This is a genomic window from Glycomyces sp. NRRL B-16210, assembly GCF_000719515.1.
Taxonomy (GTDB): Bacteria; Actinomycetota; Actinomycetes; order Mycobacteriales; family Micromonosporaceae; genus Glycomyces.
Genome location: NZ_JOGR01000010.1, coordinates 369,314 through 384,197, shown reverse-complemented (window position 1 = coordinate 384,197; position 14,884 = coordinate 369,314). Strand labels below are relative to the sequence as shown.

General features: G+C 72.1%; 12 protein-coding genes and 1 riboswitch. Of the genes, 6 read left to right on the top strand and 6 right to left on the bottom strand.

Annotation, left to right across the window (positions count from 1 at the left end; translation table 11 throughout):
- Positions 1–45 precede the first annotated feature (45 nt).
- Positions 46–684 carry a hypothetical protein gene (locus IF12_RS24285; RefSeq protein ID WP_133884332.1) on the bottom strand — a complete coding sequence of 213 codons (639 nt, stop codon included), beginning with the start codon at positions 682–684 and terminating at the stop codon, positions 46–48.
- Positions 685–873: 189 nt separating this feature from the next.
- Here IF12_RS24285 and IF12_RS0115895 point away from each other — a divergent pair, with 189 nt between their 5' ends.
- A complete protein-coding gene (locus IF12_RS0115895) occupies positions 874–1,809 on the top strand; it encodes a DMT family transporter (protein ID WP_051704461.1) in 936 nt (311 codons plus the stop codon).
- 50 nt (positions 1,810–1,859) lie between these two features.
- On the opposite strand, the gene IF12_RS0115890 is transcribed toward IF12_RS0115895, so the two are convergent.
- Entirely contained in the window at positions 1,860–2,420 is a 561-nt protein-coding gene (locus tag IF12_RS0115890; RefSeq protein WP_051704460.1) for a hypothetical protein, read from the bottom strand.
- A 216-nt stretch (positions 2,421–2,636) separates the two neighbouring features.
- Here IF12_RS0115890 and IF12_RS0115885 point away from each other — a divergent pair, with 216 nt between their 5' ends.
- Positions 2,637–3,422: an SGNH/GDSL hydrolase family protein gene (locus IF12_RS0115885; protein WP_030160038.1), complete on the top strand. Its 786-nt coding sequence runs from the start codon at positions 2,637–2,639 to the stop codon at positions 3,420–3,422.
- A 70-nt stretch (positions 3,423–3,492) separates the two neighbouring features.
- On the opposite strand, the gene IF12_RS0115880 is transcribed toward IF12_RS0115885, so the two are convergent.
- Together IF12_RS0115880 and IF12_RS0115875 are read right to left on the bottom strand one after the other, a co-directional pair.
- Positions 3,493–5,694 carry a RecQ family ATP-dependent DNA helicase gene (locus tag IF12_RS0115880; protein WP_081913645.1) on the bottom strand — a complete coding sequence of 734 codons (2,202 nt, stop codon included), beginning with the start codon at positions 5,692–5,694 and terminating at the stop codon, positions 3,493–3,495.
- A gap of 443 nt (positions 5,695–6,137) precedes the next feature.
- Positions 6,138–6,515, bottom strand: coding sequence for an MGMT family protein (locus IF12_RS0115875; protein ID WP_030160034.1), 378 nt, complete (start codon positions 6,513–6,515; stop codon positions 6,138–6,140).
- Positions 6,516–6,615: 100 nt separating this feature from the next.
- Positions 6,616–6,718: riboswitch (TPP riboswitch) on the top strand.
- Positions 6,719–6,752: 34 nt separating this feature from the next.
- Here IF12_RS0115875 and IF12_RS0115870 point away from each other — a divergent pair.
- The 4 genes from IF12_RS0115870 (at position 6,753) to IF12_RS0115855 (ending at position 10,910) form a co-directional block, all read left to right on the top strand.
- Positions 6,753–7,355: an ECF transporter S component gene (locus tag IF12_RS0115870; protein ID WP_030160032.1), complete on the top strand. Its 603-nt coding sequence runs from the start codon at positions 6,753–6,755 to the stop codon at positions 7,353–7,355.
- A 7-nt stretch (positions 7,356–7,362) separates the two neighbouring features.
- Positions 7,363–8,802 carry an ABC transporter ATP-binding protein gene (locus IF12_RS0115865; protein WP_030160030.1) on the top strand — a complete coding sequence of 480 codons (1,440 nt, stop codon included), beginning with the start codon at positions 7,363–7,365 and terminating at the stop codon, positions 8,800–8,802.
- 613 nt (positions 8,803–9,415) lie between these two features.
- Positions 9,416–10,213 carry an energy-coupling factor transporter transmembrane protein EcfT gene (locus tag IF12_RS0115860; RefSeq protein ID WP_030160028.1) on the top strand — a complete coding sequence of 266 codons (798 nt, stop codon included), beginning with the start codon at positions 9,416–9,418 and terminating at the stop codon, positions 10,211–10,213.
- 76 nt (positions 10,214–10,289) lie between these two features.
- A complete protein-coding gene (locus IF12_RS0115855; RefSeq protein WP_030160027.1) occupies positions 10,290–10,910 on the top strand; it encodes an MBL fold metallo-hydrolase in 621 nt (206 codons plus the stop codon).
- Positions 10,911–11,181: 271 nt separating this feature from the next.
- Here the strand turns inward: IF12_RS0115855 and IF12_RS0115850 are convergent, their stop codons facing one another.
- Together IF12_RS0115850 and IF12_RS0115845 are read right to left on the bottom strand one after the other, a co-directional pair.
- Positions 11,182–13,011, bottom strand: coding sequence for an ABC transporter ATP-binding protein (locus tag IF12_RS0115850; RefSeq protein WP_035749190.1), 1,830 nt, complete (start codon positions 13,009–13,011; stop codon positions 11,182–11,184).
- Complete coding sequence (locus IF12_RS0115845; protein WP_081913669.1) at positions 13,008–14,813, bottom strand: ABC transporter ATP-binding protein; 1,806 nt, start codon at positions 14,811–14,813, stop codon at positions 13,008–13,010. The genes IF12_RS0115850 and IF12_RS0115845 overlap by 4 nt, the downstream gene beginning before the upstream one ends.
- Positions 14,814–14,884: the final 71 nt, after the last annotated feature.

The following is a 14,884-nucleotide window of genomic DNA, read 5'->3' as shown; positions in this document are numbered from 1 at the left end:
GGTCCGCCCCCGCGCGGCGACAACGTTCGGATAACGCTTTCGCGGCTACTCCACGGGCTTGAGCATCTGCGAGAACGCCACCGTGCCCTCCGGGAAGCGCTCCTGCACGTACGCCTCCAACTCCGGCGTCACCAGCAGCGCGTCCACCAGCGCCACCCCGTTCTGCTCGTCCGCCCAGCCCCCGACCACGTACACCGGGAACTCCGCCACCAGCTCGTCGGCGATCGCCTGCAACTCCTCGACGCTCAAGTCCTCCGCCGGCTCCCCGATCTCCGGCTCGGTGTACTGGAGATCGGGGTAGTCGGCCATGTCGATCTCCGCGGTCGGCACCGGCTCCTCGGTCAGCACCAGCGACTCGCCGTCGAACGAACCGGTCACCAGGAACGAGCCCCACCGCACCCCCGAGGCCTCCTCGTGCTCGACCGAGTCCCAGTCCCAGCCGCTCACCGGCAGGCCCGCGCACTGCGGCGGGTACGACTCCGCGACCACCCCGCACAGCTCCGGCACCTCGCCCTCCGCGTCCTGGAGCACCGTCAAAGCGCCCTGGTAGAGCACCGAATCCGTCGTCCCCCCGCCCGGCGGCGACCCGACATCGCCCGAACCCGAATCGCCCGAACCGGCGCCCTGCCCGCACGCCGCCAGCGCGAACACCGCCGCGATCGGAATGAACCGTTGCACTGTCATGTGTCCCATCATGTCCCTTCGACGCCGCCCGCCGCCGCCCGGTTCCCCAGTCGAATAACGGATGCCCCGAAACCGCCCCCGGTGCTAGGTTTACCGCGGCGCCGACCGCGCCCCCGGCTGACCGCCGAACCGCCCAGGCGCCCGTGCCCCACCAGGCCGCCCGCCGCCCACCGCGAGGAGCCGCCGCCCATGAGCGAGCGAATCAACACCCGTGCCGCGCTTGCCATCGGCGTCACCGTCCTGTGCTGGGCCTCGGCCTTCGTCTCCATCCGCGACGCCGGCAGGCACCTCGACCCCGGCCCCCTCACCCTCGGCAGAGCCGCCGTCGCCGCCGTCGTCCTCCTCGCCGTCTGGGCCGTCCGCCGCGAGGGCCTGCCCGGCCGCCGCGCCTGGCCCGGCATCCTCACCGCCGGCGTCCTCTGGTTCGGCGTGTACATGATCGCCCTCAACTGGGGCGAGCAGCTCGTCGACGCCGGCACCGCCGCACTCGTCGTCAACATCGGCCCCATCCTCATCGCCCTCCTCGGCGGCTGGATCCTCAAAGAGGGCTTCCCGCCCCGCCTCTTCCTCGGCATCGCCGTCTCCTTCGCCGGCGTCGCCGTCGTCAGCCTCTCGATGTCCCAGCACGGTGCCGCCTCGGTCGCCGGCGTCCTGCTGTGCCTGGTCTCGGCCATCACCTACGCCATCAGCGTGGTCGTCCAGAAACCGACCCTCCAGCACTGCTCCTCGCTCCAGTTCACCGCGTTCGGCAACGCCATCGCCGCCGTCCTGTGCCTGCCGTTCGCCCCGCTCCTGGCCTCCCAACTCGACGCCGCCCCGACCTCGGCGACCCTCCACGTGCTCTACCTCGGCCTGATCCCGACCGCGCTGGCCTTCCTCACCTGGGGATACGCCCTCAGGTACACCACCGCCGGGAAACTGGGCGCGACCACGTACGTGGTCCCCGCGATCGTCGTGGGCATGTCCTGGCTCCTGCTCAGCGAGGTCCCGACCTGGCTGACCCTCGCCGGCGGCGCGCTGGCGCTGGTCGGCGTCGCGATCTCGCGTTCGCGCGGACGCAAGGGCACCGGTCCGGTCCCGCCCGTGGAGGCCACCGACGCCGCGGCCCCCGCCGCGAAGACCTGAGCCTTTAAGCCTCGAACTGCTAGACCTCGAACCGTTAAGTCTCGAACCCGCTAAGCCTCGAACCGCTGTGCCAGGCGGTCGAGGCGCGCCTTCCACGCGGCCTTGGCCGCCTCGGCGTCCGCGGCCGAGTCGAGCTTCGCGATCTCGACCTGCACCGCCGTCCTCGCCTCGCCCTTGGCGGTGAGGTTCGCGAAGACCCGGCTGCCGTCCGAGGCGTCGAACCGGACCGACTTGGGCGGCGTCGCCGAGCGCTGCGACAGTTCGAGGTCGCCGAGCCACGCGGCCTGCGAGTCGGGGTCGGCCACGTGCTCGAAGGCCGTGGTGATCGGGGCGTTCACGGTCTTGGAGGCGGTGGCGCTGTAGGTGCCGTCGGCGCGCTGGCCGGCTTCGCGAAGGCCCCGCTCCTGCTCGTATCCGACGGTGATGGACTGCGCCCACCAGCCGTCGATCTCGAACTCCTCCATCACCATCCGCGCGATGGCGGCGTGGTCGAGGGCGGCCGCTCCCCGTTCGTCGAGGAGGGCCAGCCAGGTCTTCCAGTCCGCTCCGGTGCCCTCGATGAGGGCCTGGTCGGACATGCTCTGGCGCCGCGGCGCCGCGGGTGCACCCATGCCGCCAGCCTAGGGGAGCGGGGCGGCCCGGGCGCCCGTTTCGCCGCAGGCCGCCCGCTGCGGCGGCGCGACATGCCCGCGACCTCCGCGAACGCACCGTTAAAGAACGAGATATGTAAAGTTCCCGATTTGTTACTGTCTTGGGGTGTCGCACAAGTTACCGGCGAGTTCACAATATGGGTCAAGTCAACGCCGACTCGCAAAGGAACTCCCCCCATGCGCCGACTCCGACTCGTCGCGGCCACGGCCGCCGCCCTCCTCCTCCCACTGTTGTTCATACCGACTGCGGCCCAAGCGCAAGAGGAGACCCTCGACTACGTCGCCCTCGGCGACTCCTACGCCTCGGGCTCCGGCGCGGGGTCCTACCTCGACCTCTCCTGCCAGCGCTCGCAGAACGCGTACCCCTGGCTGCTCTCCCAGGAGCTGGGCGCCGACCTCGACTTCGCCGCCTGCGGCGGCGCGAAGACCGGCGACGTGCTCGCCGGTCAGGTCGGCCACCTCGACGCGGACACCGACCTGGTCTCGATCAGCGTGGGCGGCAACGACGTCGGCTGGGTCGACGTGATCATTGCCTGCATCCTCCCGTTCAAGAACTGCACCCCCGACATCGAGGAGGCCGAGCGCAAGGCCACACAGGAGCTGCCCGCGAAGCTCGACGCGGTCTACGCCGCGATCGCCCAGAACGCGCCGAACGCCGAGGTCTACGTGCTCGGCTACCCGCGGCTGTTCGCGGCGGTCAACCACTGCGACGCCCTCGGGCTCATCAGCATCGCCGAGCAGGTGCGCATCAACCAGGCCGCCGACCTGCTCTCCTCGGTGATCGAGTCCGCGGCCGCGGCGCACGGGTTCACCTATGTGGACGTGCGCGACGAGTTCTCGGGCCACGAGATCTGCGGCTCCCCGCCGTGGCTCCACGGCCTGACGGTCTCGGAGATCCCGTACCACCCGAACGCCAGCGGCCACAGCCAGGGCTACCTCCCGGCGCTCCTCGGCGCGCTGTAGACCCCGCGCGGCGGGCCCGGCGGATCACCGCCGGGCCCGCCGCCGTAAATCAGGACCCTTGGGTCACGGATCACGCCTGCAAGGCCAGCGTCAGCGGATGCACCGCCGAGGCGCCCGCCTCGCGCAACCGCATGGCCGCCACGGTCATCGACCATCCGCTGTCACGCACGTCGTCCACCAGCAGCACGCTCGACGCGGGCACCGGGAAGTCCACGGTGAACGCGTGCAGGACCTGCTGGAGGCGCTGCGCGCTGTTGGCGCGGGGCGCCCCCGAGCCGGCCTCCGGCGTGCGGCCCAGCGCCCCCAGGTACTCCATGCGGCCGAGCGCCGCGATCCGCTCGGCCAGGCCGTTCACCAGGCGCGGGCGCGAGAGCGAGCCCATCGAGACCACCGCCGAGGGCCGGTCCGACCAGTCCCAGGCCGCGAGCACCTTCACCACCGCGGCGAACACGTCCTCGGGGACCTCGCGGTCGGCGCCGTCCGACAGCAGCGCCCGCAGCGGACCGCCCCAGCCGATGTCCGACAGCCGCGCGAGCGCCCGGCCCGTCTCGGCGCCCTTGTCGACCGGGATCTTCCCCTTCAGGTCGATCCCGATGGCCTGCAACCCGGTGGGCCACATGCGCTTCGCCTCGAACGCCACGCCCGGCTTCGACAGGGCCGCCGCCGCGCCCTCGGCCGCCTCGGCCGAGACCTTCGCCTCCGTGCGGGTCCCGGTGCAGTTGTCGCAGCGCCCGCACGGCGCGGCCTCGGCGTCGTCGAGCTCGGCGCGCAGGAACTCCAGGCGGCACCGGTCGGTCGCCTCGTAGGCGAGCATCCGCTGCTGTTCGTGGCGCCTGGCGGCGGCGACCTTCGCGTACCGGTCGGCGTCGTAGGCCCACGGCTCGCCCGTGGACTCCCAGCCGCCCTTGACCCGCCGCACCGCGCCGTCCACGTCGAGGACCTTCAGCATCATCTCCAGCCGGGAGCGGCGCAGGTCCACACGCGTCTCGAGCGCGGCGGTGGACAGGGCCCGGCCCTCGGCGGCGAGCACGTCCAGGGTCCGGCGCACCGCCTCCTCGGCCGGGAACGAGAGCGACCCGAAGTAGTCCCAGATCGCGCGGTCCTCGCTGCCGGGCATGAGGACCACCTCGGCGCGGTCGCGGGCGCGGCCGGCGCGGCCGATCTGCTGGTAGTACGCCACGGGGGAGGAGGGCGCTCCCAAGTGGACTACGAAGCCGAGGTCGGGCTTGTCGAAGCCCATGCCGAGCGCGCTGGTCGCCACGAGCGCCTTGATCCGGTTGCCGAGCAGGTCCTCCTCGCGTTCGAGGCGCTCGGCGTTGTCGGTGCGGCCGGTGTAGGAGGCGACGGTGTGGCCGCGCCCGTTGAGGTAGTCGCTGACCTCCTCGGCGGCGGCCACGGTGAGCGTGTAGACGATGCCCGAGCCGTCCATCTTCGGCAGGTGCTCGTCGAGCCAGGCGAGGCGGTGGGCGTTGTCGGGCATGTTGACCACGGACAGGCGCAGCGACTCGCGGTCGAGGCTGCCTCGTAGTACGAGCGTCGGCTCGCCGGAGCGGTCGAGCTGCTCGGCGATGTCGTCGGAGACGCGCGCGTTCGCGGTGGCGGTGGTCGCGAGGACGGGGACGGCCGCGGGCAGGTCGTGGAGGAAGGAGGCGATGCGCCGGTAGTCGGGCCGGAAGTCGTGCCCCCAGTCGGAGATGCAGTGGGCCTCGTCGACCACGAGCATCCCGCAGCCGGCGGCGAGCTTCGGGAGCTGGTAGTCGCGGAAGGCGGGGTTGTTGAGCCGCTCGGGGCTGATGAGGAGCACGTCCACGGCGTCTTCGGCGATCGCCTCGGCGATGGCGTCCCAGTCCTCGGGGTTGGCGGAGTTGATGGTGCGGGCGCGCACGCCGGCGCGCTGGGCGGCCTCGATCTGGTTGCGCATGAGCGCCAGCAGGGGAGAGACGATGACGGTGGGGCCGGCGTCGCGGCGGCGCAGGAGCGAGGTGGCGGTGAAGTACACGGCGGACTTGCCGAACCCGGTGCGCTGCACCAGGAGCACGCGCCGGCCGACGGGCCGCGGCTCGCGGCTCGGTTCGCCGGTCTGATCGGGGCGCTGTGGTTCCTGTGCGGCGGAGCCGCACAGGGCCTCGATGGCCCGCCATTGGTCCTCGCGCAGCCGCGCGTGGTCACCGGCGAGGGCCCGCAGGAGCGCCTCGGCCTCCTCGCGCAGTGTTCCGTGTTCGTGCGCGCCGAGCGATTCCCCGTTGTTTCCCGTTGTGCTGTCTGCCGCCATACCGACCGTTGTACCCCATCACTACGACGCGACCGGCCCGCCCCGCACCACCGACCGCGCTGAATCCGCCGATTCGGGAGACCTGCGCACTCGGAGCCGAGTGCACGCCGGTCGCGCCCGAGTCGCGACCGCGAAGATCCGCCGACCGCACTCAACCCGCGGATCCGGGAGACCCCCCTGCACTCGGAACCGCGCGCACTCCGGTCGTGCCGGAGTCGCTCTCGATTCGCGACCGCGAAGCATCGCCGCAGACGAATGGCCCCGACCCTTCGCCGCGTTCCCCGCAGAACGCCGCCGCGCGTTTTTCGGACCGCCCGCCGCCCGCCGCGCGTTCGCCGTCCGCACGAATCGCATTCGCGTTCTGTTCGAAGGGACGATGTCACACCACACGTGTACTTTTACGCCAGGGGTCCCTTAGACCGGAAATATCATGATTTTGCGGGTTAAATACTGAAATCATCGTCGGATGGTGACGGGTCATCCGCTTCGAGTTCGGCCGCCAGGAGCTTCAGGTCGTAGACCGACATGCGCTGGGACCGGTCGGCCCTGCCCCTCGCGTTCACCTTCACGCCGTCCTCGCGCAGCAGGTCCGGCACATCCTTGCCGGTGCGGCCGTCCGACCAGCGGAAACCCTCCGACACCGTACCGCCCGCCGTCAGCACCCGGTACGCCCGCCCGACGTCCCCGTCCCGCATGTACGCCCCGACCTGCCTCGGCCCGGTCCCGATCAGCTCGGCCAGATCCCCGTACGAAGTCCAGGTGCCCTCCGGCAGCGCCTCCACGACCCGGCGCACCAGCTCCCATTCCCGTTCAGTCGTCATCCGAGCAATCTACGGCGCGCCCGCCCCGCCGCCGCGCCCCATCCCGCGCGTCACCCCCGACCCGCGCACCCGCTACGACCGCACCACTTGGTGTTAACGTCGAAGCCGACAGGGGAGCCGATTGGCTGAGAGTGCGGAACCGACCGCAGACCCTCGCACCTGATCCGGGTCATACCGGCGTAGGAAGTCGTCGTCGCCGCTGTCGCGCCTTGTCCGCAGACTCCGAAAGGCAAGCCCATGCCCGCCGACAGCAACGCCCTCGCCCCAGCCCGCTGGCGCACCGTCGACATCCTCACCTGCGCCGTCCTCGCCGTCGCCTTCGGCGTCGTCTTCTGGGCCTGGGGATTCGTCTGGACCGGCCTCGAACCCGTCCTCGCCTTCTACCCGCCCCTGAAGTCGATCATCAACGGCGTGTGGCTCATCCCCGCCGTCCTCGCCCCGCTCATCGTCCGCCGCGCCGGCGCCGGCCTGTTCACCGAAGGCCTCGCCGCCACCGTCTCGGCCCTCCTCGGCGCCTACTGGGGCGCCGCGGTCATCCTCCAAGGCCTCCTCCAAGGCCTCGGCGGCGAACTCGCGTTCGCCTCCACCCGCTACCGCCGCTACAACACCGCCGTCGCCCTCCTCGGCGGCGCGCTCTCCGCGGTCGCCCTGGCCACCTTCGACATCCGCAACTACTACGCGGCCACCGGCCTGTGGGAGTTCCAGATCCCCTACTTCGTGCTCGCCATGCTCTCCGGCGCGCTCGTCGCCGGACTCGGATCCCAGGCCCTCGTCAAGGCCATGCTCCCCACCGGCGTACTCGACCGGTTCCCCGCCGGCCGCGAACGGGCCCGGATCTGACCCCGCCGTGATCTCGGTCGAATTCCGCGGCTTCGCCTGGCGCCACGCCGGACGCCGCGCCAAAGCCGTCGCGGACGTCGACCTGCGCGTCGAGCCCGGCGAGCGGGTGCTCCTGCTCGGCCCCTCCGGGTCGGGCAAGTCCACCCTGCTCGCCGCGCTCGCCGGGCTCCTCACCGGCGACTCCGGCGAGCAGGACGGCGAGGTCCTCCTCGACGGCAAGCCCGTCGCCGACCAGCGCGAACGCGTGGGCATCCTCTTCCAGGACCCCGAAACGCAACTCATCATGGCCCGCAGCGGCGACGACGTCGCATTCGGACTCGAGAACCAGGCCCTCCCCCCGGACCGCATCTGGACCGAGGTCCACCGCGCCCTCGACGCCGTCGGCTTCCCCTACGGACCCGAACGCGACACGCACGCCCTCTCCGGCGGCGAGCAGCAGCGGCTCGCCCTCGCCGGCGTCCTCGCCCGTCGCCCCGACCTGATCCTCCTCGACGAACCCACCGCGAACCTCGACCCCGAAGGCGCCCGGAGCGTCCGCGAGGCGCTCCGGAACACCCTCGCCGACACCGAGGCGACCATGATCGTCGTCGAGCACCGCGTCGCCGACATCCTCGACCTCGTCGACCGGGTCGTTGCCCTCGGCCCCGGCGGCGCCCCCATCGCCGACGGACCCGCCGCCGCGGTCCTCGCCGAACACGGCGAAGCCCTCGCCGCCCAAGGCGTCTGGGTCCCCGACCTGCCCCTGCCGGTCCGAGCGGCCCGCACCGCCGGACCGACGGCCCTGCGCGGCGAAGACCTCGCGCTGGCCTACCCCGGGACCGAGCGGCCCGCCCTCGACGGCGTCTCCTTCGAAGCGCGCGAAGGCGAACTCCTCGCGATCACCGGACCGAACGGCTCCGGCAAATCCACGCTCGCCCTCCTCGCGGGCGGCCTCGCCCGCCCGACCAGGGGACAGGCGACCGTCCCCGGCGAGACCCGGCCGCTGCACCGGCTCCCGGCGAGGCGGCTCGCCACCCGCGTCGGCACCGTCTTCCAAGACCCCGAGCACCAGTTCGTGACCGCCACCGTCCGCGACGAGCTCGCCTTCGGGCCGCGGCAGGCCGGCTGGTCGAAGGACCGCACCGACGCCCGCGTGGACGAACTCCTCGAACGACTCCGCCTGGCGCCCTTGGCCCTCGCCAACCCCCACACGCTTTCGGGCGGCGAGGCCCGGCGGCTCTCGGTGGCCGGCGCCCTCGCGGCCGCACCGGGCGTGCTGCTGCTCGACGAGCCCACCTTCGGCCAGGACCGGCGCACCTGGGGCGAACTCGTCGACCTCACCGCCGACATCCGCGACGAAGGCACCGCGCTCCTCGCGGTCACGCACGACCGCGACTTCGCCGCCGCCCTCGCCGGACGCGAACTCATCCTCGGCGAAGGCCGCATCACCGAAGAGGTGCGCCGATGAGCCCGACCTTCGCCACCCTGATCGCGCCCCCGCCGCACCCCGGTCACCACCGTGGCCGGGTCCCGCATGGGGGTAGCCCTGCGCCGGAGACTCAGCGGTCTCGGAGGTGGGCGGCCCGGTCCGCTTTGACGGGTGTCTTCGGGCCCGTGGTGTTGCGCCTCCCGAACGGCGGTCACTACCGGTGCTGGGTCCTGCATGGGGGTAGCCCTGCGCCCGTGGCTCAGCGGTCTCGGAGGTGGGCGGCCCGGACTGCTTCGCCGGATGCGTTCGGGCCCGTGGTGTTGCGCCTCCCGAACGGCGGTCACTACCGGTGCCGGGCTCTGCATGGGGGTATCCCTGTGTTCGCGGTCCAGCAGGCTAGGAGGTGGGCGGCCCGGACCGCTTCGCCGGGTGCCTTCCGGCCCGTGGCATCGCGCTTCCCGAACCGTCGCCACCACCGTGGCCGGGCCGTCGGTCCGATCGCGGCCCCGGCCCCGGTTCCGATCCCGACCGCGCTGCGCGGGTGCACGACTCCGACCGGCGCGAGGACGAACCATGCGGCATTCCCGAGCCCGACCGGCCGCCGTGCCCTCGTCGGTGTCGCGGCGGCGTGCGCCCGCTCTGGGAGGCCCGCGTGCTGACACTCGTTCCCATCTGCGCGCCGCACTCGCCGATCGCCCGCGTCAACCCCGTCGCGAAGGTGTTCGCCGTCGCCGCCGTCACCATCACCGCGCTCGTCGCCGCCGACTGGCTCACGCCCCTCCTCCTGCTCGCGATGCTCGTCGTCACGCTCCCGTTCACCGGCATCAGGATCGGCGCCCTCGCGCACCGGCTCCGATGGCTGTGGCTCGCCGCCGGCACCGTCGTCATCGTCAACGCGATCTTCGCCGCCGAGCAGACCGGCCGCATCCTGATCACCCTGGGGCCCTTGACCATCAGCGAGGACGCCCTCGTCGGCGGCGTCGCGATCGGCCTGCGCGTCCTCGTCGCCGCCACCGCCGGAGTGCTCGTCTTCGCCACCACCGACCCGACCGACCTCGCCGACGCCCTCACACAGCAGCTCAAGGCCCCGCCGCGGTTCACCCTCGGCTCGCTCGCCGCACTCCGGCTCCTGCCGCTCCTCGCCGCCGAATGGCGCCAGATCACCACCGCCCGCCGCGCCCGCGGCCTCGAAGGCGGCTGGAACCCGCTGCGGCGCGCCCGCCTGTTCGCCTCCACGATGTTCACCCTCCTCGTCGGCGCGATCCGCCGCGCCGGACGCCTCGCCGCCGCCATGGACGCGCGCGGCTTCGACTCCCAGACCCCGCGCACCTACGCGCGCGTCCAGCGGATGCGCCCCGCCGACTGGGCAGTGGCCGCGCTGGCCCTCACCGCGTGCGCGGCGGCCGTCGCCACCAGCGTCGCCTACGGCACCTTCACGGCCCTGAGCTGAACCCGCCCACCGGCACCGCTCCGGGATTCCCGGAGACCGGCCCGCGGGCCGCCCCACCGCGACCTACGGTGAGACCATGCGACTGACCAGATTCGGGCACGCCTGCGTCCGCCTCGACACCGACCAAGGCTCCCTCGCGATCGACCCCGGGGTCTACTCCGACCCGGCGGCCCTCGACGGCGTCGACGCCGTGTTCATCACCCACCAGCACGCCGACCACTGCAACGAGGCCGAACTGCGCCGGCTCCTCAACGACCGGCCCGGCACCCGCCTCTACGGTCCCACCGCGGTCGCCGAGACCCTCATGGACCTCCCGGTCTCGGTCGTGAGCGAAGGCGACGCCGTCCCCGAAGCCGGCACCGAGGTCAAGGTCCTCGGCAGACACCACGCGGTCGTCCTCCCCGACCTCCCGCGCGTCCCCAACGTCGGCTACCTCGTCGACGGCGTGTTCCACCCCGGCGACGCCTTCACCGTGCCGGACTTCCCGATCCGGCTCCTGCTCGCGCCGGTGGCCGCGCCCTGGTCGAAGATCGCCGAAGTCGTCGACTACCTCCGCGCCGTCGACGCCCCCGCCGTGATCCCCATCCACGACGCCTCCCTCAGCGACATCGGCCTCGCGACGGTCGACCGAAGGCTCGAACACCTCTTCCGAGGGGCCTACCGGCGCCTCCCCGACGGACAGGCCCTCACGATCTGACCCGAACCGCCGCAGACGAGACCGGCCGCATCGGCACCATGATGCGGCGGCGAGACCGGCCGCACTTTCCGGCTCCGTGCCGCGGTGCCGACGAGACCGGCCGCACTGGCCTCATGGCGCGGTGCCGACCGATCGCCGCCGGATCACCGCAGTCTCGGCGACCGATCGCCGCCGCCTCGGCGAACATGGTCCCGGCGCCCCGGGCCGTGCAGCCCGAGACACCGGAACCCCTTTTGAGACACCGCATTCCCCGCGGCGACGCGGCGATCGGTCAAGGACGGCCCGCCGGCTCCTCCTCCTCGACCGCCGGCTGCGCGAACTGCGCCTCGTACAGGCGCGCGTACGCCCCGCCCGAGGTCAGCAGCGCTTCATGGGCCCCCTGCTCGACCACGCGGCCGTGCTCCATCACCACGATCACGTCCGCGTCCCGGATCGTCGACAACCGGTGGGCGATCACGAAACTCGTGCGCCCCTGCCGCAACGCGACCATCCCCTGCTGCACGAGCATCTCGGTGCGGGTGTCCACCGAACTCGTCGCCTCGTCCAGGATCAGGATCGACGGATCGATCAGGAACGCCCGAGCGATCGTCACCAACTGGCGCTCCCCGGCGCTCAGACTGCCCTCCTCGGCGCCCACCACCGTGTCGTAGCCCTCCGGCAGCGTCCGGATGAAGTGGTCGGCGTGCGCCGCCGACGCGGCCGCCACCACCTCCTCGCGGGTCGCCTCCGGCCTGCCGTACGCGATGTTCTCCGCGATCGTGCCGTCGAACAGCCACGTGTCCTGCAAGACCATGCCGATCCTGCGCCGCAGCCGCTCCCGCTCCACCGTGGACACGTCGACGCCGTCCACGGTGATCCGGCCCGCGTCCAGATCGTAGAAGCGCATGAGCAGGTTCACCAGCGTCGTCTTCCCCGCCCCCGTGGGCCCCACGATCGCCACCGTCTGGCCCGCCTCCGCCGCCAGCCACAGGTGCTCGATCAGCGGCTCGTCCTCCAGGTACCGGAACGAGACGTCCTCGAACGCCACCCGGCCGTCCACCGCCGCCAGCGCGGCGTCGACCACCGCCGGCTCCGGCGACTGCTCCTCGGCGTCGAGGAACTCGAAGACCCGCTCGCCCGAGGCCACCGCCGACTGGACCTGGCCGAACAGCGCCGCCAGCATGTTCAACGGGTTCGAGAACTGCCCGGTGTACTGGATGAACGCCTGGATCTGCCCGAAGGACAGCACCGCGGCCGCCACCTGCAAGCCGCCGACCACCGCCACGAGCACGTACGTCACCGAACCCAGGAACGCCATCGCCGGACCGAGCAGCCCGGCCACCCACTGGGCCCGCACCGAGTTCTCGTACAGCTCCTCGTTCTGCCGCTCGAACGTGGCCGCCCCCTGCGCCTGGCGGCCGAACAGCGTCACCAGCTGGTGCCCGGTGATCATCTCCTCGACATGGCCGTTCAGCTTGCCGGTGGTCGCCCACTGCTTCGCGAACCGCGGCTGGCTCCGCCTGCCGATGAACCGGGTCGCCAGCACCGTCAGCGGCATCGTCAAGATCACCACCAGCGTCAGCAGCGGCGAGATCGTGAGCATCATGATCGGCACGCCGATCATGAACAGCAGCCCCTGCACGATCCGCTGGGTCACCTGCCCCACCGTCTGCGTCAGGTTGTCGATGTCGTTGGTGACCCGCGAGAGCACCTCACCGCGCGAACGCGAGTCGAAGTACCCCAACGGGAGCGAGGAGACCTTCCGGTCCGCCTCGGCCCGCAGCCCGAACGCCATGCCCTGCGCGAGCCTCGCGATCGTGCGCCCGTTGTGGACGGTGATGAGGAACGTGCCCAGCGCCAGCGCCACCGCCAGCCCGAGCATCCGGCCCAGCGCACCGAAGTCCAGCTCGCCCGAGGCCGTGCCCTCGATCACCAGGTCCGTCGCGCGCCCGAGCACCGTCGGGATCGACAGCATCCCGCACACCATGAGGACGCCGAAGCCGATCACCGAGGCCAGCCGCAGCCGGTCGCGGCGCAGCAGCTGCAAGATCCGCCGGACCGTGCCGCGGAAGTCGTCCGCCTTCTTCAGGACCGGCACACCCGGTCCGCCGCGCATGGTCATATCGCCTCCTGAAGGGTGAGTTGGGAAGTGACGATTTCGGCGTACACCGGATTGGTCGCCAGCAGCTCCTCGTGGGTGCCGGTGCCGACCACCCGGCCGGCGTCGAGCACCACGATCCGGTCGGCGTCGCGGATGGTCGCGACCCGCTGGGCCACGATCACCTGCGCCGCGTCGGCGATCTCGGTGGCGAGCGCGGCCCGCAGCGCCGCGTCGGTGGCGGTGTCCAGGGCCGAGAAGGAGTCGTCGAACAGGTAGATCCTGGGCCGCGCCACCAGGGTCCGGGCGATGGCGAGGCGCTGGCGCTGGCCGCCGGAGACGGTGGTGCCGCCCTGGCCGATCACTGTGTCGAGGCCGTCGGGCATGGCGCGGACGAAGTCGGCGGCCTGGGCGGTCTCCAAAGCGCGCCAGAGGGTCTCGTCGCTCGCGTCGGGGTCGCCGTAGCGGAGGTTGGAGCCGACGGTGCCGGAGAACAGGTAGGCGCGCTGGGGGACGAGTCCGATGGTGCGGGCGATGAGGGCCCGGTCCATCTCGCGCACGTCGACGCCGTCGACGCGGATCGACCCGGCGCCGACGTCGAACAGGCGGGGGATGAGGTGGAGCAGGGTGGTCTTGCCCGAGCCGGTGGAGCCGATGACGGCGGTGGTCTGGCCGGGGCGCGCGATGAGGTCGACCTCGCGGAGCACGGCCTCCTCGGCTCCGGGGTAGCGGAAGGCGACGCCGGTGACGTCGAGTTCGCCGGGGCCGGGGAGTTCGGTGACGGGCTCGGCCGGGTCGTGGATGCCCGGGCTGGTGTCGAGGACCTCGCGGATGCGGCCGGCGGCGACCTTCGCGCGCGGGGCCATCATGAACACGCCCATGGACATCATGACCGCGCCGAGGATCTGCCCGGCGTAGGTGAGGAAGGCGATGAGGTCGCCGATCTGCATGGAGCCGTCGGCGATGCGGCCGGCGCCGATCCAGACGATGGCGATCGAGGTGAGGTTGCCGAAGACCATGGCGGTGGCGCCGAAGAAGGCCTGCACGCGCCCGACGCGGAGCGAGGCGTCGGTGAGCTCGGTGTTGGCCGCGGCGAAGCGGCGCTGCTCGTGGCCGTCGCGGACGAAGGCGCGGATGACGCGGATGCCGGTGATGTGCTCGCGCATGACCTGGTTGATCCCGTCGATGCAGCGCTGCATGACGCGGCTGGCGGGGATCATCGCGTGGACGATGAGGAAGACGACCAGCGCGACGACGGGGACGGCGGCGAGGAGGACGCCGGTCATGGGGACGTCGAGGCTGAGCGCGAGCGCGAGGCCGCCGAAGGCGGCGATCGGGGCGGTCAGCAGCATCGTGAGCGCCATGACGAGCATGGTGACGATCTGGGTGACGTCGTTGGTGGTGCGGGTGATGAGCGAGGGCGCGCCGAACCGGTCCATCTCCGTGGCGGAGAAGCGCTGGACCTGCGAGAACAGTGCGGCGCGGAGGTCGCGGCCGAGGCCCATGGCGGCCCTGGCGCCGAAGTAGACGGCGAAGGCGGCGGCGCCGATCTGCACGAGGGTGACGGCGAGCATGAAGGCGCCGTGGCGCAGCACGTAGTCGGTGTCGCCGGTGGCGACGCCGTTGTTGACGAGGTCGGCGTTGAGGGTCGGCACGTAGAGGGTGGCCATCGTCTGGACGATCTGGAAGACGACGGTGAGCGCGACGAGGCGCCGGTGGGGCCGGAGGTACTCGACGAGGAGCCGGACGATGGAGCCCTCTGGCACGGCCTCCTCGCCGGGGTCGGCGCCCTCGCGGGCCGGTGTCGCGGGTGGGTTTCCTGTCATGTCGGCGAGCATAGCAGTGGAATTTGACCGGGTACAAGTTTTTTCCCGGCGCATATTTCGATCTGGTACAG

Bases quoted from the DNA above. Each gene is read 5' to 3' on its own strand.
- IF12_RS24285 (WP_133884332.1), bottom strand. From the start codon at position 684: ATGACAGTGCAACGGTTCATTCCGATCGCGGCGGTGTTCGCGCTGGCG.
- IF12_RS0115895 (WP_051704461.1), top strand. From the start codon at position 874: ATGAGCGAGCGAATCAACACCCGTGCCGCGCTTGCCATCGGCGTCACC.
- IF12_RS0115890 (WP_051704460.1), bottom strand. From the start codon at position 2,420: ATGGGTGCACCCGCGGCGCCGCGGCGCCAGAGCATGTCCGACCAGGCC.
- IF12_RS0115885 (WP_030160038.1), top strand. From the start codon at position 2,637: ATGCGCCGACTCCGACTCGTCGCGGCCACGGCCGCCGCCCTCCTCCTC.
- IF12_RS0115880 (WP_081913645.1), bottom strand. From the start codon at position 5,694: ATGGCGGCAGACAGCACAACGGGAAACAACGGGGAATCGCTCGGCGCG.
- IF12_RS0115875 (WP_030160034.1), bottom strand. From the start codon at position 6,515: ATGACGACTGAACGGGAATGGGAGCTGGTGCGCCGGGTCGTGGAGGCG.
- IF12_RS0115870 (WP_030160032.1), top strand. From the start codon at position 6,753: ATGCCCGCCGACAGCAACGCCCTCGCCCCAGCCCGCTGGCGCACCGTC.
- IF12_RS0115855 (WP_030160027.1), top strand. From the start codon at position 10,290: ATGCGACTGACCAGATTCGGGCACGCCTGCGTCCGCCTCGACACCGAC.
- IF12_RS0115850 (WP_035749190.1), bottom strand. From the start codon at position 13,011: ATGACCATGCGCGGCGGACCGGGTGTGCCGGTCCTGAAGAAGGCGGAC.
- IF12_RS0115845 (WP_081913669.1), bottom strand. From the start codon at position 14,813: ATGACAGGAAACCCACCCGCGACACCGGCCCGCGAGGGCGCCGACCCC.